General features: G+C 41.1%; 24 protein-coding genes. 10 read left to right on the forward strand and 14 right to left on the reverse strand.

Annotation, left to right across the window (positions count from 1 at the left end; all coding sequences use genetic code 11):
* Positions 1–63 precede the first annotated feature (63 nt).
* Positions 64–447 carry a YwiB family protein gene (locus HMPREF2918_RS07445; protein ID WP_024055047.1) on the reverse strand — a complete coding sequence of 128 codons (384 nt, stop codon included), beginning with the start codon at positions 445–447 and terminating at the stop codon, positions 64–66.
* A 115-nt stretch (positions 448–562) separates the two neighbouring features.
* On the opposite strand from HMPREF2918_RS07445, the gene HMPREF2918_RS07450 reads away from it, so the two are divergent.
* The 4 genes from HMPREF2918_RS07450 to HMPREF2918_RS07465 are packed head-to-tail and all read left to right on the forward strand — an operon-like array spanning position 563 to position 5,125.
* Positions 563–1,873, forward strand: a complete 1,311-nt coding sequence (locus HMPREF2918_RS07450; protein WP_013903868.1) for an HD domain-containing protein — start codon at positions 563–565, stop codon at positions 1,871–1,873.
* Positions 1,863–2,669: a sugar-phosphatase gene (gene yidA, locus HMPREF2918_RS07455; protein WP_070595060.1), complete on the forward strand. Its 807-nt coding sequence runs from the start codon at positions 1,863–1,865 to the stop codon at positions 2,667–2,669. The genes HMPREF2918_RS07450 and yidA overlap by 11 nt, the downstream gene beginning before the upstream one ends.
* Before the next feature lie 3 nt (positions 2,670–2,672).
* The gene (locus tag HMPREF2918_RS07460; protein WP_070595061.1) at positions 2,673–3,884 is read left to right on the forward strand and encodes an aminoacyltransferase; all 1,212 of its coding nucleotides are present in this window, start codon (positions 2,673–2,675) and stop codon (positions 3,882–3,884) included.
* Between the two features lie 5 nt (positions 3,885–3,889).
* Positions 3,890–5,125, forward strand: coding sequence for an aminoacyltransferase (locus HMPREF2918_RS07465; RefSeq protein WP_070595062.1), 1,236 nt, complete (start codon positions 3,890–3,892; stop codon positions 5,123–5,125).
* A gap of 76 nt (positions 5,126–5,201) precedes the next feature.
* Here HMPREF2918_RS07465 and tpiA read toward each other — a convergent pair whose 3' ends face one another.
* From tpiA to ftsW, 4 genes are all read right to left on the reverse strand, one after another.
* Positions 5,202–5,960 carry a triose-phosphate isomerase gene (tpiA, locus tag HMPREF2918_RS07470; RefSeq protein ID WP_070595063.1) on the reverse strand — a complete coding sequence of 253 codons (759 nt, stop codon included), beginning with the start codon at positions 5,958–5,960 and terminating at the stop codon, positions 5,202–5,204.
* A 164-nt stretch (positions 5,961–6,124) separates the two neighbouring features.
* Positions 6,125–7,321 carry an elongation factor Tu gene (gene tuf / locus HMPREF2918_RS07475; protein ID WP_003008055.1) on the reverse strand — a complete coding sequence of 399 codons (1,197 nt, stop codon included), beginning with the start codon at positions 7,319–7,321 and terminating at the stop codon, positions 6,125–6,127.
* A 279-nt stretch (positions 7,322–7,600) separates the two neighbouring features.
* A complete protein-coding gene (ppc, locus tag HMPREF2918_RS07480; protein ID WP_070595103.1) occupies positions 7,601–10,426 on the reverse strand; it encodes a phosphoenolpyruvate carboxylase in 2,826 nt (941 codons plus the stop codon).
* A gap of 38 nt (positions 10,427–10,464) precedes the next feature.
* Positions 10,465–11,706, reverse strand: coding sequence for a cell division peptidoglycan polymerase FtsW (gene ftsW, locus HMPREF2918_RS07485; protein ID WP_070595064.1), 1,242 nt, complete (start codon positions 11,704–11,706; stop codon positions 10,465–10,467).
* 249 nt (positions 11,707–11,955) lie between these two features.
* On the opposite strand from ftsW, the gene HMPREF2918_RS07490 reads away from it, so the two are divergent.
* From HMPREF2918_RS07490 to HMPREF2918_RS07500, 3 genes are all read left to right on the forward strand, one after another.
* Positions 11,956–12,831 (forward strand): GH25 family lysozyme, encoded by an 876-nt coding sequence (locus HMPREF2918_RS07490; protein ID WP_070595065.1) that lies wholly within the window; start codon positions 11,956–11,958, stop codon positions 12,829–12,831.
* 140 nt (positions 12,832–12,971) lie between these two features.
* Positions 12,972–13,445, forward strand: a complete 474-nt coding sequence (locus HMPREF2918_RS07495) for an aminoacyl-tRNA deacylase (RefSeq protein ID WP_049507671.1) — start codon at positions 12,972–12,974, stop codon at positions 13,443–13,445.
* Between the two features lie 22 nt (positions 13,446–13,467).
* On the forward strand, positions 13,468–14,091 hold the full coding sequence (locus tag HMPREF2918_RS07500; RefSeq protein ID WP_049497414.1) for a histidine phosphatase family protein: 624 nt from the start codon (positions 13,468–13,470) through the stop codon (positions 14,089–14,091).
* 36 nt (positions 14,092–14,127) lie between these two features.
* Here HMPREF2918_RS07500 and lysS read toward each other — a convergent pair whose 3' ends face one another.
* From lysS to HMPREF2918_RS07520, 4 genes are all read right to left on the reverse strand, one after another.
* The gene (gene lysS, locus HMPREF2918_RS07505) at positions 14,128–15,618 is read right to left on the reverse strand and encodes a lysine--tRNA ligase (RefSeq protein WP_003016025.1); all 1,491 of its coding nucleotides are present in this window, start codon (positions 15,616–15,618) and stop codon (positions 14,128–14,130) included.
* Between the two features lie 271 nt (positions 15,619–15,889).
* Complete coding sequence (locus HMPREF2918_RS07510; RefSeq protein ID WP_070595066.1) at positions 15,890–17,227, reverse strand: ABC transporter permease; 1,338 nt, start codon at positions 17,225–17,227, stop codon at positions 15,890–15,892.
* Positions 17,227–17,922 (reverse strand): ABC transporter ATP-binding protein, encoded by a 696-nt coding sequence (locus tag HMPREF2918_RS07515; RefSeq protein WP_003002759.1) that lies wholly within the window; start codon positions 17,920–17,922, stop codon positions 17,227–17,229. The genes HMPREF2918_RS07510 and HMPREF2918_RS07515 overlap by 1 nt, the downstream gene beginning before the upstream one ends.
* Positions 17,906–19,063 (reverse strand): efflux RND transporter periplasmic adaptor subunit, encoded by a 1,158-nt coding sequence (locus tag HMPREF2918_RS07520; RefSeq protein WP_070595067.1) that lies wholly within the window; start codon positions 19,061–19,063, stop codon positions 17,906–17,908. Before HMPREF2918_RS07520 ends, HMPREF2918_RS07515 begins: the two co-directional genes overlap by 17 nt.
* 179 nt (positions 19,064–19,242) lie before the next feature.
* On the opposite strand from HMPREF2918_RS07520, the gene gorA reads away from it, so the two are divergent.
* Complete coding sequence (gene gorA / locus HMPREF2918_RS07525) at positions 19,243–20,592, forward strand: glutathione-disulfide reductase (RefSeq protein WP_070595068.1); 1,350 nt, start codon at positions 19,243–19,245, stop codon at positions 20,590–20,592.
* Between the two features lie 193 nt (positions 20,593–20,785).
* Here gorA and HMPREF2918_RS07530 read toward each other — a convergent pair whose 3' ends face one another.
* The 3 genes from HMPREF2918_RS07530 to HMPREF2918_RS07540 all read right to left on the reverse strand — a co-directional run bounded on the left by HMPREF2918_RS07530 (position 20,786) and on the right by HMPREF2918_RS07540 (position 23,046).
* Positions 20,786–21,517, reverse strand: coding sequence for a cyclase family protein (locus HMPREF2918_RS07530; RefSeq protein WP_013903883.1), 732 nt, complete (start codon positions 21,515–21,517; stop codon positions 20,786–20,788).
* A 12-nt stretch (positions 21,518–21,529) separates the two neighbouring features.
* On the reverse strand, positions 21,530–22,672 hold the full coding sequence (locus HMPREF2918_RS07535) for a 5-methyltetrahydropteroyltriglutamate--homocysteine S-methyltransferase (RefSeq protein ID WP_049515358.1): 1,143 nt from the start codon (positions 22,670–22,672) through the stop codon (positions 21,530–21,532).
* A 161-nt stretch (positions 22,673–22,833) separates the two neighbouring features.
* A complete protein-coding gene (locus HMPREF2918_RS07540) occupies positions 22,834–23,046 on the reverse strand; it encodes a YdbC family protein (protein WP_049515359.1) in 213 nt (70 codons plus the stop codon).
* A 90-nt stretch (positions 23,047–23,136) separates the two neighbouring features.
* Between HMPREF2918_RS07540 and HMPREF2918_RS07545 the strand changes: the two genes are divergently transcribed.
* The gene (locus tag HMPREF2918_RS07545) at positions 23,137–23,469 is read left to right on the forward strand and encodes a hypothetical protein (RefSeq protein WP_013903885.1); all 333 of its coding nucleotides are present in this window, start codon (positions 23,137–23,139) and stop codon (positions 23,467–23,469) included.
* Positions 23,470–23,482: 13 nt separating this feature from the next.
* On the opposite strand, the gene HMPREF2918_RS07550 is transcribed toward HMPREF2918_RS07545, so the two are convergent.
* Both HMPREF2918_RS07550 and HMPREF2918_RS07555 read right to left on the reverse strand, forming a co-directional pair.
* Positions 23,483–24,769 carry a peptidase U32 family protein gene (locus HMPREF2918_RS07550; RefSeq protein ID WP_003002878.1) on the reverse strand — a complete coding sequence of 429 codons (1,287 nt, stop codon included), beginning with the start codon at positions 24,767–24,769 and terminating at the stop codon, positions 23,483–23,485.
* A 96-nt stretch (positions 24,770–24,865) separates the two neighbouring features.
* Positions 24,866–25,795 (reverse strand): peptidase U32 family protein, encoded by a 930-nt coding sequence (locus HMPREF2918_RS07555; protein WP_045759685.1) that lies wholly within the window; start codon positions 25,793–25,795, stop codon positions 24,866–24,868.
* 129 nt (positions 25,796–25,924) lie between these two features.
* Between HMPREF2918_RS07555 and HMPREF2918_RS07560 the strand changes: the two genes are divergently transcribed.
* Entirely contained in the window at positions 25,925–26,236 is a 312-nt protein-coding gene (locus tag HMPREF2918_RS07560) for a DUF3270 family protein (RefSeq protein WP_070595069.1), read from the forward strand.
* Positions 26,237–26,396: the final 160 nt, after the last annotated feature.

A 26,396-nucleotide genomic window follows, 5' to 3' on the forward strand; every position in this document is an offset into this window, starting at 1 on the left:
GTGGTTTTATTATACCATTTTTATAGAATAAAGCAAGCTGGATCTCTAATAATTTAATGAAGTCTATTCTTCCCATTCAACCAGTAATTGATAATTGGCAAATTCCTGTTCTCCATCGAGAGTTAATAAGCGATAAGAAATTTGCAAATGACCTGCTTCTAATTGAAAGAGATCTGTTGTAATCAAAAACTGCTGAATGCCCATTGGAGTTGGGATGATTGCCCCACCATCTTCATTTTTGTAGAAACGCATGATGGATTTAGGTGTTGAAAAGCGTGTCATAACCAATTCATCGTTAGAGAATTTCAAAGCAACCTTTTCATCTTCTTCATTGGTATACAAGAGATATTGAAAACCTGCTTTTTCCTTCCATTCACCTTGATAGTACTGATCAACGATTTCCATTTCTTCTCCAAATCGAATGGTATTTTGAATGCGAATCTGCATCTTTGTCTCCTTCTCTTCTTTTCTTGCCTTACTATTCTATCAAATTTTACGCATTTTGACTGCCCCTATTAGCCTCTAGATCGCAAAATAGGCTTTTTTTTGCTATAATAGACCCATGAATGAAAAAGTCTTTCGCGATCCCGTTCATGATTACGTTCATGTGGATCATCCCATCATTTATCAATTAATTAATAGTAAAGAATTTCAACGACTACGCCGCATCAAACAACTGGGGACATCTGGTTTTACCTTCCACGGTGGGGAACATAGTCGTTTTTCTCACTGTCTTGGCGCCTATGAAATTTCAAGACGGATTCTGTCCATTTTTGAGGAAAAGTATGCAGAGCAATGGAATTCTGATGAAAACTTACTGACCATGACAGCCGCCCTTCTTCATGACATTGGACATGGTGCCTATTCCCATACCTTTGAAGGACTGTTTGGGACCGATCATGAAAAAATGACCCAGCTGATCATCACCAGTCCAGAGACAGAGGTCAATCAGATCCTCTTACAGGTAGCTCCTGATTTCCCAAATCGTGTAGCCAGCGTCATTGATCATACCTATCCCAATAAACAAGTGGTGCAATTGATTTCTAGTCAAATTGATGTGGACCGGATGGATTATTTACTGCGGGATGCCTATTTTACGGGTGCTTCCTATGGAAAATTTGACTTGACCCGTATTTTGCGCGTCATTCGACCGATTGAAAATGGCATTGCCTTCCAACAAAATGGCATGCACGCTGTCGAGGATTATGTGGTCAGCCGTTACCAAATGTATATGCAGGTCTACTTCCACCCGGCTACTCGTGCCATGGAAGTCCTCCTTCAAAATCTACTCAAACGCGCTAGAACCATTTATCCAGATCAGAAAGAGTATTTTCAACTGACTTCACCTCGCTTGATTCCATTTTTTGAAGAAGAAGTCACTATCCAAGACTACTTAAATCTAGATGACGGTGTGATGAATACCTATTTCCAAGTCTGGATGGATAGTCCGGATACCATCTTGTCTGATCTTGCTCAGCGCTATATTAATCGGAAAGTCTTTAAATCGATTCTATTTACAGAAGATAAACGAAAAGACTTAGCAATCCTTGAAAAACTGATTAAAGAGGTTGGGTTTAATCCAACCTACTACACCGCTATTCATCAAAATTTCGATCTGCCCTACGATATTTATCGACCAGAGCTTGAAAAACCGCGGACCCAGATCGAGATGATCCGAAAAGACGGGAGTCTCGCTGAATTGTCTCAGTTGTCTCCACTCGTCGCTGCTTTAGCAGGAACTCGCTATGGGGACAACCGCTTCTATTTCCCCAAAGAAATGCTGGAGGTTAATGGACTTTTCAGTAAGCAAGTAGAGGAATTCACTTCCTATATTACCAATGATTATTTTACAGGAGAGACGGATGTCCATTAAATTAGTGGCGATCGATATCGACGGTACACTTCTCAATTCAAAAAAAGAGATCACACCTTCCGTATTTGAAGCCATTCAAGACGCTAAAGCCGCAGGCGTTAAAATTGTGATCACAACCGGTCGTCCTATCGCAGGGGTCTCAAAACTTTTAAAAGAACTCCATTTGATGGATCCTGGAGACTATGTCATTACCTTTAATGGCGGTCTGGTGCAAGAAACTGCTACTGGAAAAGAACTCATCAAAGACCTTTTAGATTATGAGGACTATCTCGATATCGAGTCTCTTGCTAACAAACTCCAAATCCACTCTCATGCGATTACTAAAGACGGCATCTATACCAGCAATCGAGATATCGGACGCTACACCATTCATGAATCCCGACTGGTCAATATGCCCCTTTATTACCGGACGCCTGAGGAAGTTCGTGAGAAAGAATTTGTCAAGGCCATGTATATCGATGAACCAGATATTCTAGATGCTGCGATTGCAAAAATCCCTAAAGAATTCAAGGATCGCTTCACTATGGTCAAATCAGCCCCTTTTTATTTAGAAATTTTAGGGAAAACAACCAATAAGGGATCAGCCGTTCTTCATCTAGCTGAACGACTTGGAATTCAGCAAGAAGAAACCATGGCCATAGGAGATGAGGAAAATGACCGTTCCATGCTAGAAGTCGTGGGACATGCCGTCGTTATGGAGAATGGCAATCCAGCTCTTAAAAAAATTGCTACAACTATTACCAAATCAAATGATGAATCTGGCGTTGCATACGCCATTAGAAAGTGGGTATTATAAGAAATGTACCATTACCAGCTAGGAATTTCTGCTAGTGAGCATGATGACTTTGTTATTCAGAGTGACCAAACCAATCTCTTACAAAGCAGCTCATGGGCAAAAATCAAAGATAATTGGGGAAATGAACGGGTTGGTTTTTATCAAGAAGACCAATTAGTCGCTGTTGCAAGCATCTTGATTCAACCCCTGCCACTTGGCTTTTCCATGCTTTACATTCCTCGAGGCCCAATCATGGATTACCAAAACAAAGAGCTGGTTTCATATGTGATCCAGTCCCTTAAAAAAATTGCCAAACAATACAAGGCCTTGTTTGTGAAATTTGATCCAAGTCTTTTCTTGAGTAAACACTTGATTGGACAAGAAAAGACGGAAGCTCCTGCTGTGCAAGCGGTGATCGATACCCTAACGACAGAAGGGATTGAATGGACTGGCCGAACCAGTGATATGGCAGAAAATATCCAACCACGCTTTCAAGCAAATATCCACAAAGAGTTTTTCACCGAGCAAGATCTTTCAAAATCTACTCGACAAGCCATCCGAACTGCTCGAAACAAAGGGATCCAAGTCCAATTTGGCGGGACTGAATTGTTAGAGGACTTTGCTTCTCTCATGAAAAAGACTGAGGCTCGTAAAAGCATTCATTTACGTGGAAAAGACTACTACGAAAAACTACTCACAACCTACCAAGGACAATCCTACATTACTTTGTCTACTCTAGATCTCGAGAAACGGAAAAGCTCCCTTATAAAAGATCTTGAAAAAAACAAGGCAGAGGCTGAAAAATTCACAGAAAAAACAAAGCCTGGCAAGGTTGAGAACAACCAAAAAGAAAAAGAGCGGATAGAGGAAGAACTGCAATTTCTTGAACAGCATCTCCAAGCAGGTAAACAGGTCGTTCCTTTATCTGGGACCTTAACCCTTGAATTCGGTGGAACGTCTGAAAATGTTTATGCAGGGATGGATGAAGAATTCCGCCGTTACCAACCTGCTATCCTCACTTGGTATGAAACTGCCCAACACGCTTTCGACCGTGGTGCTTCTTGGCAAAATATGGGGGGCATTGAAAATTCACTCGATGGTGGTCTCTATCATTTCAAATCTAAATTTAATCCTGTCATTGAAGAATTTGTTGGGGAATTCAACCTCCCAACCAGTCCACTCTATCCACTTGTAAACAAAGTCTACAAGATCCGGAAAAAATTAAGGAGTAAATAAGTTACATGACTCTTACGACAATTTCAAAAGAAGAATTTACCTCATTTGCAAATACTGTCTCCCATCGCTCTTTTATCCAGTCTGCTGAAATGGCAGATCTGCTTGAAAAGCGAGGAAACACGGTCCAATTTATCGCTTGGAAACAAGAAAATCAAGTCCAAGTGGCAGCAATCTTGTACAGTCTTCCTATGACAGGTGGTCTCCATATGGAAATCAATTCTGGCCCCCTTTACCAAAAGGAAGCTATGCTAGAACCTTTCTATGCAGCTTTAAAAGACTATGCGAAAGAAAATGGGGCTATTGAACTCGTTATTAAGCCCTATGATACCTATCAAACCTTTGACAGTGACGGGAATCCAACCAGTGAAGAGCAAACTCATTTTATGGATACCCTAAAAAAATTGGGCTATCAGCATGATGGTTTAACAACAGGTTATCCAGGAGGAGAAGGTGATTGGCATTATGTGAAAGATATGGAGGGCATCACCGAAAAAAATCTTCTCAAGAGCTTCAGTAAAAAAGGAAAGCCACTTGTCAAGAAAGCTAAATCTTTCGGTATTAAACTGAAACGATTAAACCGAGATGAACTGCAACTCTTTAAGGATATTACTTCCTCAACCAGTGACCGTCGCGACTATCAGGATAAGACCTTGGATTATTACCAAACTTTCTATGACAGTTTTGGCGACAATGCAGATTTCATGATCGCAACACTGAACTTCCACCATTACTACACGAATCTTGAAAAAGACCAAGGAAAACTAGCACAGAAGATTGAGAAATTACAGAAAGATCTTGAAGTCAACCCACATTCAGAGAAAAAACAAAATCAACTTCGTGAATTCTCTAGCCAGTTTGATACCTTTGAGGTGAGAAAGAAGGACGCGAAAGAATATATTGAAAAATATGGAGATCAAGACGTCATTCTTGCAGGTAGTCTCTTTGTCTATATGCCACAAGAATCCACCTATTTATTCAGTGGCTCTTATACAGAATTTAATAAGTTCTATGCTCCTGCTGTTCTCCAAGAATATATGATGCTTGAAACCATCAAACGTGGTATCCCAAAATATAACTTCCTGGGTATTCAAGGAATCTTTGACGGGTCAGACGGTGTGCTTCGTTTCAAACAGAACTTCAATGGCTACATCGTCCGTAAGATGGGGACCTTCCGTTATTACCCAAATCCTCTGAAATACAAAATGATTTCTCTCATTAAGAAACTATTAGGACGTTCCTAACTCAAAAGACCAGCTTTGAAGCTGGTCTTTTCTTCTATAAAAAAAGACGAGAAACCTCTCGCCTTTTTATATGTCATTATTTAACAAAGTCAAGCAATGCCAAGAAGCTTTCTGGATCAAGTGATGCACCACCCACAAGAGCTCCATCAACGTCTGGACAAGCCATGTATTCAGCAACGTTTTCAGGTTTCACTGAACCACCGTATTGAACACGTACTTTGTCAGCCACTTCTTGACCAAAGTCAGCAGCTACAACGTCACGAACAACTTTACACATTTTTTGTGCGTCGTCTTGTGAAGCTGATTTACCAGTACCGATCGCCCAGATTGGTTCGTAGGCGATAACTGTTGAAGCGACTTGTTCTGCAGTCAATCCAGCAAGAGCAGCTGATACTTGAGCCCCTACGAATTCTGCTGCTTTACCAGCTTCGTAAGTTTCAAGGCTTTCACCACAACAGATGATTGGAAGCATACCGTTCGCAAAGATTGCTTTTGCTTTTTTGTTGATATCTTCATCAGTTTCATGGAAGTAGTCACGACGTTCTGAGTGACCGATCACAACGTAGTCAGTACCGATTTCTTTCAAAACTTGTGGGCTAGTTTCACCAGTGAAGGCACCAGCATTTTCAAAGTAAGTGTTTTGGGCAGCAACTTTAAGGTCTGAACCTTTAGCAGCAGCAAGTACAGCTGTCAAGTCAACTGCAGGAGCTGCGATACCAGCTTCAACAAGATCAGCTGAAGGAAGTTTTGATGCTACAGCTTCAACGAATGCTTTTGCTTCTTCTGGATTTTTGTTCATTTTCCAGTTACCAGCGATAAATGGTTTACGTGACATTTCACATACCTCTTTTTTCTAATTTTATACTATCTATTTTACCATAATTTTCGCGATAATGAAAGTTTGCACAAGCTCATTTTACTTTTTACCAAAATAAAAACCCCATCTTCACGGGGTTTTCTGTCTGTCTATATAATTGTTAATCTGGGAACTAGATCGAATTAAGCTTCGATTTCAGTAACCATACCTGAACCAACAGTACGTCCACCTTCACGGATTGAGAATGTAGTACCTTGTTCAACGGCGATTGGGTGGATCAACTCAACGTCGATAGTCACGTTATCACCAGGCATTACCATTTCAGTTCCTGCTGGAAGTTCGATAGATCCAGTTACGTCAGTTGTACGGAAGTAGAACTGTGGACGGTAGTTGTTGAAGAATGGAGTATGACGTCCACCTTCTTCTTTAGTAAGGATGTAAACTTCACCTTTGAATTTAGTGTGTGGGTTGATTGAACCTGGTTTAGCGATAACTTGTCCACGTTCGATTTCATCACGTTGGATACCACGAAGAAGCACACCAACGTTATCCCCTGCAAGACCTTCGTCAAGTTGTTTACGGAACATTTCAACACCAGTAACAACTGCTTTTTGGATTTCGTCTTTGATACCAACGATTTCGATTTCGTCGTTGACACGAACAACACCACGGTCGATACGTCCTGAAGCAACTGTACCACGTCCAGTGATTGAGAATACGTCTTCGACTGGAAGAAGCAATGGTTTGTCAGTATCGCGTTCTGGTTCTGGGATGTACTCATCAACAGTATCCATCAATTCCATGATGATGTCTTCATATTTAGAGTCACCTTCAAGAGCTTTAAGAGCTGAACCTTGGATAACTGGAAGGTCATCACCTGGGAAATCGTATTCTGAAAGAAGGTCACGGATTTCCATTTCAACCAATTCAAGCAATTCTTCATCGTCAACCAAGTCAACTTTGTTCATGAAGACGATCAAGTGTTTAACACCAACCTGACGTGAAAGAAGGATGTGTTCACGTGTTTGTGGCATTGGTCCGTCAGTTGAAGCTACTACAAGGATAGCTCCGTCCATTTGAGCGGCACCAGTGATCATGTTTTTAACGTAGTCCGCGTGTCCTGGAGCGTCGATGTGAGCGTAGTGACGTTTAGCAGTTTCGTACTCAACGTGTGCAGTGTTGATGGTGATACCGCGTTCGCGTTCTTCTGGAGCAGCATCGATAGACGCATAGTCTTTAGGTTGGTTAACTGATGAAGGCAAGCGACGTGCCAAAACAGTTGTGATTGCTGCAGTTAGGGTAGTTTTACCGTGGTCAACGTGTCCGATTGTACCGATGTTAACGTGCGGTTTACTACGATCGTATTTTTCTTTTGCCATTTGAGTAAAAGCCTCCAATAAAATATATTTTATAGATAGACAGTAGGCAATACAGTCTAACTTTCCTTACTATTCTATCGAATTTTAGATAAAATTGCAAGCCTTTTACCTATATTTTCTTAATTATTCCTCTTCTTTTCTTTTATTTTATCAGCTTGCTGAAAGATCCTGTTCTAGCTTTGAAAATTCTCATTTAAAATCTGCTATTTAAGCCTTTCTGTACCTTTTGCTCCTTTGGGTTCAGGGAATAAAAAAATCGGAACAGTCGTTCCGATTTTTTTAACCTGAATTACGTAATCCTGTAGCCACTCCATTGATCGTAATATGGATTAGCTTGTCTTGATCGGCTGGTAATTGGCCGGTCCGTTGACGTCGAATCAGTTCTAACTGAATATAGTTCAAGACGTTAAAGTACGGCATCCGATAGTCCAAACTTTCTTTCAGATAAGGGTTCTCCGCGAGCAACTCGTCTTGTTCCTCAATCATCAAGATGATGTCCTTGGTCAATTGCCATTCATGTAAGATAATCTGATAGATATTGCGAACTTCTTCTTCTTCACACAATTGAGCGTACTCAAAGGCAATATCCATGTTGGCTTTGGATAAGACCATGTCCACATTTGACAAGAGAGATTGGAAGAAAGGCCAGTTTTTATACATGTATCGAAGGGTTTCGATATTCTCAGGATCCTCATCGATAAATTCCTTAAAGCTAGAACCTACTCCGTACCAACCAGGGAACATCACCCGACTTTGTGACCATGAGAAGACCCATGGGATAGCACGCAAACCACCGATTTCTGTAATGGTCTTACGAGCAGCAGGACGTGAACCAATATTAAAGCTTGAAATTGCTTTGATCGGACTTGATTCAAAGAAGTAGTCATAGAAGTGCTCATTTCCAAAGACCAAATCACGATAGATATCGTAACTGCGATTCACGACTTTATCCATGACTTCCCCGAAACGATCAAACATAGAGAATGGACTCTTTTGTTCGGCAATCATTCGGTTAATGGTTGCAGAGACGAGCATCTCAAGGTTGTAGTAAGCAGCATCTTTATTTCCATATTTATTGCCGATTACTTCCCCTTGCTCAGTTAAGCGGATACGGTCATTAATGGATTTCAATGGTTGAGACGTGATGGCTTCATAAGTAGGACCTCCACCACGACCAACAGTACCACCACGACCATGGAAGAAGGTAATCTTCACTCCAAACTCATCTCCGATAGCGGTCAATTGTTGTTGAGCTTTAAAGAGGGTCCAGCAAGAAGACAAGTATCCACCATCTTTGTTGGAATCAGAATAACCTAACATAATCTCTTGGTAGTTGTTCTTAGAAGCAATCCAACGTTTGGCAATCGGAAGAGACAAGTAACTTCTCATGGTTTCTTCTGAGTGATCCAAATCTTCGATGGTTTCAAACAAAGGCACGATTTGCACACGAGCTTTTTCCGTATCGACTAAGCCCACTTCTTTCAACATCACAGCCAATTCCAACATATCTGACACACTGGTTGCATGAGAAATGATGTTTTGACGAATGACTTCTTCTCCTAAACGATCCTTCAATTCACGGGCCGTTTGGAAAATCGCTAATTCTTTTTCAAGCAGTTCAGATTTTTCAGCATGAGTTGCTGATAAAATACGTGGGTCTTCTAAGAGTTCTTTCAAGAGAACTTGACACTTTTCATCCTCTGATAAATCAGAATAATGGTCATTAATTCCAGCTGATTTCAACAATTCAGCCACACAGGCTTCATGCACACTAGAATCTTGTCGCATATCAATAGAAGCTAGATAGAACCCAAAAACATCGATAGCTTCTAGAAGTTCTGCAAACTCACCAGAAATTAAATACTCTGATTTGTTTTCTAACAAGGAATCTTTGATCTTTTCAAGGTCTTCTTTAAATTCTTTAGCTGATGCATAAGCTGGAGCTTCTTTCTCAGAAATTTTCTTTAGAGCTCCAGAGATACGATTGCCGATATAATCAGAAACTGGCCCTTGTTGATGAGCGTTTGCCCCTAATAATCTCTCAACAGCATAACGATCTTCTCTGGTTTCTCCCACCATCGTCCATTCTTTTAAATTGACCAAGGTTTGGATCATTTTTGATTGGATATAGTGGAAAGCCCGACGGTAAGGTTCTTTTTCACGAAAGACGGATGTATCACTGGATAGGGCTGCCATTTCAGCTACTGCTTCACTTGTTTTAGAAAGACTCGTTGAAAGGGAGAAATGACGGTATAATTTAGAAATCTTTTCGATGTAATAGTTCAAAATGACTTCACTTTGGATAGTCGCTGAACGCTTCAAGGTCTCAGCTGTTACAAACGGATTCCCGTCCCGGTCTCCCCCAATCCACATGCCCATTGTGATCGGACGTGGTTGTTCAAGCTCCAATCCATGCTCTTTTGCCAAGCGTTTGTATTCCAACATAAGATTTGGAACAGCTTGTAAGAAAGAGCTATTGTAATATTCCATGACATTGGTGATCTCATTGGTAACCTTCAATTTTTTGTCACGAATCATATCCGTTTGCATCATGATTTCGATATTACAACGAAGGTTGTTATACCACTTATTCTCATTCATTAAACCAGCTTTAACATCCCGGTGCTGACGAAGAAGAGCATGAATATGATTGGTTAGATCCAGCATGGTTTTTCGTTGCACTTGAGTTGGATGGGCTGTTAAAACAGGTACAATATTGAGATTTTCAAGAATTTCTTGTGCATCTTCATTTTTCGCAACTTCTTTAATGGTTGAAGAAAGTTTTCCGAGGTATTCACCATCCACATTATTCAAATGATTGATTTCATAGGCCAAATCGACATCTTCTGAGATGTTAATCAAGAGTGGTAAAATGGCAAAATAACGTGAAATCACTGTCATTTCTTCATTTGTCAATTGTTCCACTATTTGATTCAACTCACGATAGTTCTGTGTTTTTGATAGATCCTTCAACTGCCTAATTTTATCAAAGGTTTCCGGACGAACCAAATTTTTCGTAATATCATCTAATAAATTGGTTAAGATTTCGGCTTCTTCTTTGATAATATCTTTATTTGTGAAGTTCTCTAATTTTTGTAAGACCATTTTTTCTCCTTTTTGAATAGCCATTTAACAATTCCCTTTTAATAATAAGGTTTGATTTTACCTTTTTCTTCAAAAACCATGCCTTCTTGTTCCATCTTAGCCCGTTTTTCACTAGCGTCGATATTCAAAACGAAAGCAATCGCTACGGATAAGACCCATAAGCTATTTCCCCCTTGGGATAAGAAGGGGAAAGTCACTCCTGTAGACGGAATCAAACCAGAAATTCCTCCGATGTTAATGAAGGTTTGCACTAAGATCATCCCACCGATCCCAATGGCCATCATCGAATTAAAAGGATTCTTTGCTCGAATACCGACTAAAATGATCCGAAGAATTAAGAAGAATAAGAGAGCAAGGATCAAGCTAGCTCCAACAAAACCTAATTCTTCAATCACGATCGCAAACACAAAGTCTGTGTGCGCTTCTGGTAAGTAACCTTGTTTTTCAATGGAATTTCCTAGCCCCAAGCCAAACCAACCACCATTACTCATGGCATAGTAAGAATTAGCTAATTGGTGACCTGCGCCAGACAAGTCATTAAAGGGGTTAAAGAAGGCACTAAAACGTTTGGCCACATAACCAAAGACTGGAATTTTAGCGACACGGTCCACACCGATGATCCATATTGAACCAAGGACAATGGTGGAGGCTCCAACAACTAAACCAAGTAAAGAGGTAAACCAACGGTAGCCCACTCCACTAGCCGTAATCATGATCAAGACCGTTAAGGCCAAGATCGTCGCATTTCCCAAGTCCGGCATAATCACAACGATTCCAATCAGAATCAAGGTCAGCCAACGCCAATCGTTTAAATTCCTTGGAATCCATTCATTGTGGGTCAAGGCTTGATAATCATAATCGCGTATCTCGTCTTGTCGTTTAGAAAAGATCAAGGCTAGATACCAGACTAAGATCACCTTGAGATATTCTGCTGGCTGGATACTAAACCCTCCAGGAATTGTCAACCAACCGTGAGCCCCATTGACCGTATCTGTGATAAACCTAGACAAAATCAACAAAATCACTTCAGCAAAAATGACAACAGCCAGTACTTTTTTATTTCGAAGGAAATCTAAGCTAAATTTATAAATCAGGGCGATGGTTAGGAGACTAAGGATAAAAAAGAGTCCCTGTGTCCGTACCATCCGAATCGAACTCACTCCACTTTGAATTGCCAAGGCACTTGTTGTCGAATAGACAACAATCAAGCCAATGATGGATAAAATCAAATAGGGAATGAGGATGGAATAATTTAAAAGATGTCTTTTTTTAATTTTCATAATTCACCATATTCCTAATATTCAACCTTCATTATATCATTTTTAAGAAGCAAAACCAAGGAAAGGCCAGAAAAGATTCGGCTTCTTCCCCATTTTCAAGAAATATTCTAATCATTCTTCTTATTTTCATATATTTTTATCCTTTTTCGATGAAAAGATTCCTTTTTTTTTGAAAATAATGGCTGAAATCAGCATCTTTTAAGCATTAAGTTTTGCCTTTTCGTTTTTTTTACGGTAAAATGTTTCTGTATGAGAAAAAGGATAAAACCCGTTGTTCTCTTGGTCTTTTTTATCGGTATCATTTCTTTTCTCGTTCTCTCACGAACGATTGCCGATCTGCAAGCCAGAGAGCGACAAGAAACAACCAAAACCATTCCGAACTCCAATACACCTAAAAAAACAACCACTGCAAGCTCTTCTTCTAAAAAAGAAGAAGACATCAATCCAGAACTGGTTGGCCGTCCGATCATTGATATCTCAGGCTGGCAATTGCCTAGTGAAATTGATTACGATGTCCTTTCCCAAAATGTGGGAGGTGTAATCGTACGTGTCCATAGTGGGGCTCAAGCTAAAAAGGAAAATGCGGCAACCTACTTAAATGGTCTGGATAAATCTTTTAAAACTCATATCCAAGAATTCCAAAAACGAAATATCCCTGTCGCAGTCTATGCTTATGTCGCTGCTAAGGATAAAAAAGAAATGGAAAAAGAAGCAGAAGAATTTTACAAGGCTGCTTCTCCTTACAAACCGACCTACTATTGGTTAGACGTTGAGGAAAAAACCATGAAGGATATGAATGCAGGTGTTGAAGCTTTCCGAGCAAAACTACAAGCTTTGGGTGCAAAAAATATTGGACTCTATATCGGAACTTACTTCATGGAAGAACATAGTATCTCCACTGATAAATTTACGGCTCTTTGGATTCCTACTTATGGATTTGATGACGGCTACTATAATGCCGCGCCAGATACCAACACGGAATACGACTTGCATCAATATACCTCTCAAGGGCAATTAAATGGATTCTCACACTACTTGGATCTCAACCAAATTGCTCCGACGCAAGACCAAGAAGCGATTTATCGGAAACTTTTCAAAGTACAAAAAGATAACTCTTCCTCATAGCCTTAAAACAGCAGATCAAGTGATCTTCACTTTTTCTGCTGTTTTCTATTTTTAAGGAGAAGACAATATCGTCGCTATTATATGTTATAATGGTCTAATGAAATCTGATTTTGTAGAGAAAAAGAGAAAAGGAGAAAGCCATGGCAAAAAAAAATAAAGTGAAAAAAACCTTAGTCGAGCAGATCTTGACTAAAGCAAAAATTGAGCACGTAGGCTTACAAATCAACGCTTTAGAAGGGATCTTACCAGAAGGGATTGATCGCTCTACTATTTTCAAAACCCTAGCTCTCAAAGGAGATAAAACGGGTCCTGTGATTGGGATCATTCCTATTACGGAACATCTTTCAGAGAAAAAATTGGCCAAATTATCGGGAAATAAGAAAGTCGCTATGATTCCTCAAAAGGATCTCGAAAAAACCACAGGTTATATTCATGGTGCCAATAATCCGGTGGGCATTCGTCAAAAGCATCCTTTCCCAATCTTTATCGATGAATCAGCCCTTCAGTTAGAGACCATGATCGTATCTGCCGGGGAAATCGGCCATAGTATTCAAATCAAACCACAACTTCTAGCAGACTTCGTACAAGCGACTTTTGCAGATATTTTAGAATAATGACAGAGAAGGAGACAAGATTGTGAAACTATATTTTATTCGACACGGACGGACAGAATGGAATGAAGAAGGACGTTTTCAGGGATCAAATGGCGATTCTCCGCTGTTACCGGCCTCTATTCATCAGCTTGAAAAATTAGGAAAGCACCTAGCTAGTGTTCCTTTTGATGCAGCCTTTGCAAGTGATCTGCCACGAACAGTCCATACCGCAAAGATCATCCTCGATCAATTGGAGACACCTCTAGAATTGCAAGCAACGCCTGCTCTTCGTGAGTGGAATTTAGGAAAACTGGAAGGTGCTAAAATTTCTACCATTTCAGCTATCTATCCCCAACAAATGGATGCCTTTCGCCATAACCTAGCCCGCTTTCAAAATGAAATCTTTGATGCAGAATCTGTCTATGAAACGACCAAACGTACCTGTGATTTTGTAAAAAGCCTGAAAGGAAAAGAGCTCGATACTGTTCTCATCGTTGGACATGGGGCTAATTTGACAGCTTCTATTCGAACCTTGCTTGGTTATGACACAGGAGAACTCCGCAAAAATGGCGGACTAGATAATGCCAGCGTGACGATTCTGACAACAGATGATTTTGAGCACTATCACTTAGACACTTGGAACGACACCTCTTATATGGAAGACTAAAAAACACTGATCTTGCGATCAGTGTTTTCTTTTAGCTTATTTCATAGTTGGGAAGAGTAGGACGTCGCGAATTGTTGTTACATTGGTCAACAACATAACGAGACGGTCAATACCAATTCCAAGTCCACCTGTTGGTGGCATACCATATTCAAGGGCTTCAACATAGTCATAGTCGATGCCTGTAGCTTCGTCATCTCCCAATTCTTTGGCACGCGCTTGCGCTTCAAACCGTTGCAATTGATCGATTGGATCATTCAATTCCGTGAAGGCATTGGCATACTCTTTGGTCATGATAAAGAGTTCGAAACGGTCAGTGAAGCGTGGATCTTCTGGATTTTTCTTAGCCAATGGAGATACTGCTACTGGGTGACCGTAAACAAAAGTTGGTTGTGTCAAGGTTTCTTCAACGAATTCTTCGAAGAAGGCATTGATAATTTGTCCCACTTCTGTGTAGTGTTTTTCAACTGGTACATGTTTTTCGTTTGCAAGTGCTACAGCTTCTTCAAAGGTCATGTCTTGCCAGAAGTCAACACCTGTGATTTCTTTAATCGCATCAACCATGTGAACCCGTTTGAATGGTTCATTGATTTTGATTTCTGTTCCTTGATAGTCAATTGGACCATCACCATGGACCGCTTTCGCAGCATGTTGGATAATGCCTTCTGTTAAGTCCATGATATCGTGGAAGTCAGCGTAAGCTTGATACACTTCGATCGAAGTGAATTCAGGGTTGTGAGTGGCATCCATACCTTCGTTACGGAAGATCCGTCCGATTTCGTAAACGCGTTCCATCCCACCAACAATCAAACGTTTCAAGTGAAGCTCAGTCGCGATACGAAGCACCATGTCAATGTTTTGTGCATTGTGGTGAGTGATAAATGGTTTAGCAGCCGCACCACCAGCTTCATTGTGAAGCACTGGTGTTTCCACTTCAAGGAAGCCTTGACCATCTAAATAACGACGGATTTCAGAGATGATTTTTGAACGGGTTACAAAGCGTTCGAAGCTTTCACGGTTTGAAATCAAATCCAAATAACGTTTACGATAGATGGTTTCAACGTCTGAAAGTCCGTGGAATTTTTCAGGCAAAGGACGAAGGGCTTTTGACAAGTGAGTGATATGAGTTGCTTTAATCGAAAGTTCACCCATATCTGTGCGCATGATTTCCCCTTCAACACCAAGGAAATCACCAAGGTCTGCTTTTTTGAAGATCTCGTAGTTTTCTTCTCCAACAGCATCCTTACGAACGTAGATTTGAATTTGACCTTCACGGTCTTGAAGATGGGCAAAGCCAACCTTTCCTTTTCCACGTTTTGTTACAAGACGACCGGCAATAATAGCTGTTTCGTTCAAGTCGTGGAGTTGTTCTTTATCTAATTCTGAATATTTTTCTTTTAATTGACCTGAATTTGCAGTACGTTCGAATCGCTTCCCAAATGGATCGATTCCTTGTTCACGAAGGGCCGCCATTTTCTCACGACGGACAATCTGCTGGTCATTTAATTCTTCCATATGTTCAGTAGTCATTTGGAACCTCCTAAGTTATTCTTCCCTATTCTATCATATTTAGACCAGAAATTCACTAATATTTGCCAATTAAACAAAAATAAGATGGAAGAAAAAATGCAGCTTCTTGAATGAATACTCAAAAACATCTGAAGACCGTCGTTGACTGTCCAAATAGTTTGACCTGTATAAGACGAGATGATTGAAAAGGTTTCGACAAGCTATTCCACAACAGCATCAAAAAGGAGCGTGGAGAATCTTGAACCATTCATCCTGACTCGCTCCTATTTTTTTATTCATAACGAAGGGCTTCGATCGGGTTTAACTTAGAAGCCTTATTCGCTGGTAAAATTCCAAAGATGATGCCTACAAAAGCAGAGAAAATAATACTGCCGATGGCGACATTTAAGGAGATAATCGGTGGTCCTTCTAGGGAGGCTGCTGCGAGTGTAGTAATCAAGCTATTCACACCATAAGCAAGGCCAAGTCCAATTAGTCCACCAATGATGGTTAAGACCATCGACTCAATCAAAAATTGAACCAGAATCTTACCTCGGGTTGCTCCCAATGCTTTGCGAAGACCGATCTCTCTCGTCCGCTCTGTCACAGAAACCAACATGATATTCATTACTCCAATCCCGCCAACCAAAAGGGAAATCCCTGCAATGGCACCGATCACTGACGTCATAATTCCTACTACTTTATTGGTTTCCTCTAGGATGCTATCCAAATTAAAGATTTGAAATTCTCCCTGGCGAACACCTGAAAGCTCTGTTAGCTTTTGAGCAGCTTCGATCCCAACAGATTTGATTTCTTTCACATTTGGAACGTGAACGACAATATTTTGAATTTCATCCGTTCCGAATTCAGAGGCGAGTTGGGTATTGGCCATCAAGGCACTGCCACCTGAAGAAGCTCCATAGAGGGCTGTCCCTGCATTTGGATCCTTGAAAATTCCAACGACGCGATAATTATTGTCCCCAACAGAGACCACCTGATTCAGTGGATTCTCCGTTCCAAATAATTGTTGAGCCAATCCTTCATCAAGGAGCACTACCCGTGAGAAATTACTATAGTCTGAAGGAGTTAATTTTCGTCCAGATAAGAGCTCAACCTTTTTGACAGAAAAATAGGTTTCATTTACCCCTTGGATGTTCACACCGTCTGCTTTTTTCTTTTGAAAAGCAATGGTTGCATTGGAGGTATTGCTAACATAGTAACCATCGATGCCTTGAATCTTGGTTAATTCCTTGACCCAAGATTCTTGCACAACTGGTGGTGCTTCTTGGATTTGACCATCAACATCTTCAGCATTTTCCCCATCAATATCCGATGGAGCAGCCATCCCTCGGTCTTCAGCTGCAGGGCCACTTTCACCTCCGCCTTCTCCTGTATCTTCAGAAGGGCCAATATTGATTCCTGTCACATAGCCACTCTTGTTCGGAGAATAAGAGATTTGTACATACTCTTGGTCCTTGGTAAAAGTCTTGGTGACACCAGCTTTCATTCCATCTCCAAGAGCCATGATGACAACCACAGAAGCAACCCCAATAATGATCCCCACCATGGTCAAGAAAGACCGTAATTTATGGCTCATAATCGAGCTGATCGCAAATTTCCAATTTTGCATTAGGTCCCCCTTTCCAGCTTGCTATCTGAGGAGATCACTCCATCACGAATGACGATGCGACGATGCGCAAAGGCTGCAATTTCTGGCTCGTGTGTAACCATGATAATGGTTTTTCCTTCTTGGTTTAGCTTGGTTAACAAGTCCATTATTTGCTCCCCCGTCTTGGTATCTAGGGCACCAGTCGGCTCATCTGCTAAGACGATGGCTGGCTGATTGACAAGGGCACGGGCAATCGCAACCCGCTGTTTTTGACCTCCTGAGAGTTCTGAAGGCAAATGGTGCATGCGAGAATGGAGCTCTACCTTTTCAAGGTACTGCTCAGCTAATTCCTTCCGTTTAGCAGGATGAACTCCTGCATAAATGAGAGGCAGTTCCACATTTTGAAAGGCATTGAGCTTAGAGAGAAGAAAGAATTGTTGAAAGACAAAACCGATCTGTTCATTACGAACACGTGCTAATTTTTTCTCACTGAGATTTCCAACCTCCTGACCTTCTAGGAAATACTCTCCACTGGTCGGGCGGTCCAACAAGCCAATGACGTTCATCAAGGTCGATTTCCCTGAGCCCGATGGACCCATAATGGCCACAAATTCTCCCTCTTCGACTTCTAAATCGATGTCTTTTAAGACACGAAGTTCCTGGTCCCCATTTTTATAGGTTTTATTGATTCCTTTTAGTTCAATCAATTTTGTCATATTTTCCGATCTCTTTTCCATCTTCCAGTTTCTCATTAGGATTTACAATAACTTGAGCATCTTTCTTTAAACCTGACAAAATTTCCTGGTTTTCAGCATCGGCGTTACCAAGAGTTACTTTTACTTTCTTAGCCTTGCCATTTTCGACCGTCCATACATAACTCGTATCCCCATCAGCCATGACACTTGTCACGGGAACAAGGGGATGTTGAGTAGAACTTTTGACTTCAATATTGACAGAAAAGCCCTGTTTGAGTTCCCCAATCTCACTGGTAATTTCTACTGTGAATGGGTACTTGGCTCCTCCGCTTCCTTGTGTTCCACCTGCTGCATTGGCACCTGCTTGACCCGCGTCGGTCGGATAGTTGGCTACATAAGAAATCTTTCCTGTCCAGGTTTTATCCGGATATACCTTGGAAGTGAGGACCACTTCCTGACCTTCAGAGATATTGGCCAAATTGTATTCAGACAATTCCCCTTTGACTTGTAAATTTCCGTTGCTCACAATGTGAACCAAAGTTTGGTTGGTCCCTGTAGTCGATTTTGAAACATCTTTATTGACTTCGACCACGGTACCATCTGTATTACTCCTAACTGTTGTCGCATCCAGAAGAGCCTTAGCCTTGTTCATATTATCGACCGCATCTGACTTAGCATCTCGTAAATCGCTAGCTTGAGAATCGACTGTTCGTTGGGTCTGCGAAGCTGATTTGGCATCTGCTTCTTCATCTCCTGTCGTATCAATGGTCACACCATTTGTCAGTAAATCATTTAACTGACGATCTGCCTTATTGACAGCACGAACGGCTGCATCATAAGCGGTTTGGGCCTCTGTACTGCTATACTGAACAATCGGCTGACCGGCTGTTACTTGATCTCCTACATTGACCAAAATTGACTGCAAATCCCCTTTGGTTCCATCAAAATAGACATACTGTTCCTGGTTGGCAGTGACTTTCCCAGTTAACAAGACCGAAGAAGCGATCGATCCATCCTTGACCGTTTGCACCATTGGAGTTTCTTTCGTGACTGCTTGATCAAGTGTACTTGGGTGCGAAAACATCATCACACTTCCTGTTCCAATCACCACAATTGCTGCACCTGCAGCTGTAAATAGTTGCCATTTTTTCAATTTCTTCATCGTTTTTCTCCATCAAAGAAAGCGTTTTATTCTATACCATAGTATACCATATTTCCTTACTTTTCTATCTAAAATTGACACGGCAACATGAAATTTAAATGCTTGGTAACATGCTAAACCCTTGACTTTTGTAACAGTTGATATTACAATCAAACTGAAGTCCCATTTAGGAGGAAAACATGAAAGAATTTGATATTATTTCAATCGGTGGAGGTAGTGGAGGAATCGCTACGATGAACCGGGCTGGAGAGTACGGAGCGCGCGCTGCTGTCATTGAAGAAAAACAATTGGGTGGCACCTGTGTCAACAGAGGATGTGTGCCTAAAAAGATTATGTGGTATGGTGCACAAATTGCAGAAGCAATTCGCGATTATGGACCAGACTATGGATTTACTTCTGAACAGACAAAATTTGATTTTGCAACCTTAAGAAAAAATCGCGAAGCCTATATTGACCGTTCCCGTAATTCCTATGATGGCAGTTTCAAACGCAATGGGGTTGAACGAATTGAAGGACGTGCCCGTTTTGTGGATGCTCATACGGTTGAGGTAAATGGAGAAACCATTAAGGCCAAGCATATCGTAATTGCGACCGGTGCCCATCCCTTTATTCCTTCTGTTCCTGGAGCTGAATTTGGCGAAACTTCTGATGATGTCTTTGCTTGGAAAGAACTTCCTACATCTGTTGCCATTATTGGAGCTGGCTACATCGCAGTGGAACTAGCCGGTGTGCTCCATGCCCTTGGTGTTCAGACCGATCTCTTCGTTCGCGGTAATCGTCCATTAAGAAAGTTTGATTCCTACATTGTCGATGGCTTAATGGAAGAAATGGAAAAACAAAACCTTCCGCTTCACAAACACAAGGTTCCCATGAAGCTTGAAAAATTAGAAGATGGTCGTGTGAAGATTTATTTTGAAGATATGACCAGCCACGTGGCAGATCATGTTATCTGGGCAACAGGACGAAAACCAAATGTCCAGGATCTCAATCTAGAAGCTGCAGGCGTCACCTTAAATGAAAAAGGATTCATTGCAGTGGATGAATACCAGAATACAGTTATTCCAGGAATCTATGCTCTTGGGGATGTCACAGGAGAAAAAGAATTAACCCCTGTCGCTATTAAAGCTGGACGCACTCTTTCTGAACGACTATTCAATGGAAAAGTCAATGCCAAAATGGATTATACAAATATCCCGACTGTTGTCTTTTCTCACCCCGCTATCGGAACCGTTGGCCTAACGGAGGAAGAAGCCCAGCAAACTTATGGAAAAGAGCATATCAAAGTCTATACTTCTCAATTTGCTTCCATGTACACTGCTGTTACCCAACACCGCCAGCAAGCAAAATTCAAACTCATCACTGCTGGTCCCGAAGAAAGGGTCGTTGGCCTTCATGGTCTTGGCTACGGAGTCGATGAAATGATCCAAGGATTTGCAGTTGCTATCAAGATGGGAGCGACAAAAGCCGATTTCGATGCAACTGTCGCCATTCACCCAACCGGATCCGAAGAATTTGTGACAATGAGATAAAAAATAAGAGCGTGGGACAGAAATCGGTAATTCGTTAGAATTCGATTTCGTCGTCCCACCTCCGCACAGTTGAGTAGGGCTGTAAAAGCTGATGAAATCAGCGTAGTAGAGCCCACTCAACCACTGCGTCTTGCCCTACAATCAAAAAATAATTGAGAGGCTAGGACTTTTGTCCCAGCCTCTTTTTCTTTGTTTATGGTAAGATGGCAATGGCACGGACAGGTGAACCAGTTGCCTTGTCCCAGTGAGGGAAAGCAATCGAAATCAAGGCACCTACAGCTGGAACTTGGTCCAATTGGTTCAAGACTTCAACTTGGTAGATATTTTGTTCCAAGAGGTAGTATTCATTGACCAAACCATGCTCTGCTGCTGGAATACCTGCATCGGTATCAAAGGTTTCATGACCCACAGCCTTGACATGGCGTTCATGAATCAAGAATTCCAAGGCTTCACGGCTCCATCCTGGACTTTGTTGAACACCATTTTCATCTAGGTTACGCATAGCATCTTGATCTGGCCAACGTTTTGACCAATCACTACGGAAGGCAACAAAAGCACCCTCAACAATTTGTCCATGCTCTGCCTCAAAGTCTAAGATATCTTGTTTGCTCAAGATAAAGTTTGGATTGGCTGCAACTTCTTTAGACTTGTCGATAACATAAAGTGGCAAGAGAAGATCTTTGAGGTCAATCTCATCCAACCAACGACCCCCTTCTACAAAGTGAATCGGTGCATCAATATGCGTTCCGTATTGACCAACCACTGTAAATTTTTGAACATGGAAACCATCTTTTAATGTGAAAAGATCTTCTTGTTGCAAGGCAGGAAGGGCTGGGAAGTGTGGACTTTCCGCATTGATTTGGTGACTCAAGTCCACCCATTTTTTAGCTTGCAATTCTTTATAAATACTTAGTAAATCTGACATGTTTCTTCCTCCTTATTCGCCCCAAACTTCAGCGACAATTTCTTTAATCAAACCGATTTTTTTCCATTGGTCTTCTTCTGTCAAAATGTTTCCTTCTTCTGTCGAAGCAAAGCCACACTGAGTAGACAGGTAAAGATTTTCCAACGGTACATACTGACTCGCTTCTTTAATACGAGCAATCACTTCGTCCTTGTTCTCCAATTGACCACTCTTAGATGTCAAGAGGCCTAACACCACTCCTTTACCAGGGGTTACTTCTGCAAGTGGTTCAAAACCACCAGCTCGATCAGTATCAAACTCTAGGAAGTAAGCATTGACGGCTTCTTCTCCAAGGAGTTCTTTGGCAATCGGCGCATAGCCACCTGATGAAGCCCAAGTAGAATGGAAGTTCCCACGACAAACGTGCGTATTGACGGTCAAACCAGCTGGAACATTTTGGTAGACATCGTTGTTAAAGGTCAAGAAGAGATCAGCGAGTTCTCGGCGAACCTCATCTTTTGACTTGCCTTGAGCTGCTCCCCAAGCCGTCAAGAAATTATCATCTACCAAGACACCCCACGTACAGTCATCTACTTGAAGGGTCCGAAGTCCTGCATCATACAAATCTTGAATCACTTGAAGATAGGCTTGCTTGATATCTTCACGAACAGCCGCAAAATCAGGATAGATGGTATTCAATTGTTCTACATGTTCTGCATCACGGATCAATTCAAAATAGAATTGCGCAGGCGCTGGAATGGTATATTTAGCCTCTACACCATCTACATCTGCCACAAGATCCCTCAAAAACTTGTAATGCTCTACAAATGGATGATTGGCTCCTGTGATTTTTCCAACGACAAGTGCTGAGTCCGCCTTGGTTGTTTTATCATGGAATTGATAACCTTGAGCAGCTTGGACATGATCAATGCCACCAAAGCCCCAGAAGAAATCCAAATGCCAATAAGCACGGCGGAATTCTCCATCTGTTACTGACTTCAGACCAGCAGCAATTTCTTTTTCAACAAGGTCACGAATCGCCTGATCCTCTACTTTTGTTAAGTCAGACTGACTGATTTTTCCAGCTGCGAAATCTTCACGAGCTTGAACCAAAGCTGCTGGACGAAGAAATGAACCAACATGGTCTACGCGATAAGGTGCATGTGTATGTGTCAATATGATTCCCTCTTTCCTATAAGTTTTACATTAATTCATCAATGCAACCATTATAGCAGTCCAATACCTGATAAACAAGGGTTTGGGATAATCTAATATCTTTGATATCTATATAGCCTTAGACTATAACAAAAAAAGAAGTCCTTGAAGGACCCCTTTTCTTAATTTTTAAATGCATCGAGCATGACTTGGAACTCTTCGTTCGTGAGTGTAATGCCTTTTCCCATCTTTGTATGGTCGGGACTCCAGGTCCGGATATCATACTTAGCAGGAGCACCATTAAAACTCACACGGTTCAATTCTTTGGTCCAACCCTTGTCATTTTCTGACAAGACCAGTAAATGTTCTTCGATTTGGAATGAAAATTCTGTCATTTCACGACTCCTTTCTTGCCTTCTCATCTCTAATATTCGTAAATCATTTACAAAATCGTTGAAATTATCTATAATATATTGTATCAAGTTATGGAGAATTTAGCTATGAAAAAATTTCTCGAGATCGTTAAAGACCGAGCAAATGAATTTTTCAATGGAAAAGTCAGTACCCCTGCCCCATTAGAAGATGAGAGAATTATTGAAATCATTCAACAAGCATTGCGAAAAAAACAAGGGGTACATGTTATTTTTTCAAACAAGAGTTTTACAGGCGATATTGTCAAGTATGACCAAGAACGCCGACAACTGATCGTGAAAAATTTTAAAAAGAGTATGTCCACGATTATTCGGATTTCTGAGATCCAGAAAATCAGTTTGGTCCCCAATAACATTCGCATCGCCCAACAAAAAGGAGAGGTTTAACCCTCTCTTTTTTTTATACTCGAACGGTTTTACTTGCCCCATCTTTTGAGTAGAGATTGATTAAACCTTCCTGGCAAGAACGAATCATATCTCCTGGCTTGACTTCTTGTGGGACAGTGATCGTGAGAAGCTCCATCGGATTTGGTGCGCGATCAATCTTCACTCCATCCTTATCATGCAAGTCTTGGATCTGGCATTCAAAATGACGGAAGCCTGGTCCGTAGAATTCCACTTGGTCGCCTTCATTGATGACATTCCGTTGGCGAATCGTCGCAGTCATGGTAGATGGATCAAAGTCCACTACTTCCCCTACAAATTTGTATTGAGGAATCTTACGACGTGCCCCAAACAATTGTTCGTTTTCAGTCGGTGTTTGGTAGTAGAATCCAGTTGCCAATTCACGTTGAGCAACTTTCCACAATTCATTGATCAAATCATCCTTGATGGCATAAAAGGCTTCTGGACTTTCCATATAAGCATCACAAGCTGCCTTGTAACAGTTGGCTACTGTTGATACGTAATGGACAGATTTCATCCGGCCTTCAATCTTCAAGCTATCAACCCCATTGTCAATCATGTCTGGAATATTTTCGATCATACACATGTCCACGGCTGACATAGAGTATTCTTCTGGGACTTGCCCTTTGATACTCTTGCGTTCTTGGCCAAATGGCATATCGTAGAGATCGTATTTCCAACGACAAGATTGAGAACAACCACCACGGTTGGCATCCCGGTCAGACATGTGGTTAGAAAGGGTACAACGTCCGGAATAAGAAATACACATGGCTCCATGAACGAAGGCTTCGATCTCAAGATCGGTACGCTTACGAATCTCAGCCAACTCTTCCATGGATACTTCGCGGGCCAAGACCACACGGGTCAAGCCATATTCTTTCCAGAAATGGAAGGTCTCCACATTAGTCGCAGAAGCTTGCGTAGACAAGTGGATATTGAGGCCAGGTGCATAGGTTGCACAGATTTCAATCAAGGCCGGGTCTGAGACGATCACAGCATCAAGGCCCATATCCCGCAATTCACGGAACCATTCTCCAGCCCCTTGTTCATTTCCTTCATGAGTTACCATGTTCGAAGCCACGTGCACATCCACTCCACGGGCATGCGCATATTCAATACCTTCACGAAGCTCATCCATAGTGAAGTTTCCGGCACGGCTACGCAACCCATAGGCTTGTCCACCAACGAACACGGCATCAGCCCCATAATTAACGGCAACTTTTAATTTTTCTAATGTTCCAGCAGGTACCAAAACCTCTGGACGTTTTTTTGTATTTGTCATGTTTTCTCCAATTTACAAGATTGTCGATATGATGAATAGCCTCTTCGTTCCCTGAAAAAGGAAAACTCACAAACGAAGAAGCCCTAGTATTATTTGTTATTTTACACGATCTGGTTCATAATCGTAGAAACCAGTATCCAAACCACGATTAGCTGGATGCAATTTGCGGATTTCTTCATCAAACAGATAGGCTTGATCCTGTGTAAATGTTCCTTTTTGAATCAAATCACGGGCCTTGACAAAGTACTCTGTAATCTTGACAAAGTTTTCACCCGGACAGTAGACACCATCAAGTTTCCAATGATCAAAGCCATGTTCTACCAACTCAGACAATTTGGTCATCATATTCAAGTCATTATTTGAGAAGATATGGGTTCCATGTTTGTCCTCGTAGACAGAGTAATGAGAATTTGGATCTCCTGGCTCGGCCAAGAACAGATCCCGATCTTTGGTCACAGACTCTTCTGTCTTGATAAAGTTGTAATAGTTCTGAAGAAGCGGTCGTTTCGAATGGTGAATAATGCTAGCGCCATAGACCAAGACTTCTGCTGGAATCTGAAGATTCTCAGCCATTACGAATAATTCGGCAGACGGAATCTCACGAGCCAAAACAGCTTCAGAAGCCCCTGCTTGTTTTCCCCAGAAATTGATCTGGCGGCTAGAAGTGACCATGGTTGAGGCATCGTAAATCGTTTTGAATGGATAGCCATCTCGTTTCAAGACATAAAAAACGCCCGCATCTCCGACAGTAATATAATCAGCCTGAATTTCCTTTAGAAAATCTAGGAAAGGCTTGATTGAATCCATCATCGATTGGTGCATCAGTGCATTTACAGCTACTGTCAATTCTTTGCCAGCAGCATGGACCAGTTGGGCAATTCGATTTATTTCGTCATAGCTTAAAGTTTGAGGCAATCGTAATCCGTAATCTTTTTCACCGACATAGATTCGGTCAACCCCTGCATCAATCAGGGCTTGCGCTTGCTCAACACTCTCTGCTGTTGCTGTAATAATAATATTTTTCATAGAACCATTATAACAAAAATTCCGATATTCTAGAAAAATTTATTTATTTTGTAAAATTTGTAACATTTTTGTAACATTTATATACCTGAATTCATGATAGAATAATAGAGTACTGTTAGGAGAGAGAAAATGCCCGTAAGAAATTTAAGACACTATGAAGAAGAATTCGATTATATCGAATTAACTAAACAAACCCAAGAAACCCCTATTCAGGACTATGCTCCTGAAGTTGAACCCGCACCTCAATTAAGTGAATTGCTATATTTTTTAAATATCGCTGTTTTCTGTGTGTTGACGGTTGTATTTAGTTTTATCTTTTTAGCAACAAAAATGAATACCTTCTTTGCGTTTGCTTTAGCGATTGGTTCTAGCTTTGCTAGTATTCAAGGGTTCCGAATTTACTACAATAAACGAAAAAAAATAAAAATCAGGTTCGCCTGATTCTTTTATTTTCCTCGAATTTTTTTAATTGGAATAACAATTGGAAGACAAAACTTAACTGCCAATTGCTATCTTACCTTCCATAAAAAGAGACTGGGACAAAAGTCCTAGCCTCTCATTTGTTTTTTGATTGTTGAGCAAGACGCAGTGGTTGAGTGGG

Origin of the sequence: Streptococcus sp. HMSC065C01, from assembly GCF_001813525.1 — a bacterium.
Classification (GTDB): Bacteria; Bacillota; Bacilli; order Lactobacillales; family Streptococcaceae; genus Streptococcus; species Streptococcus parasanguinis_V.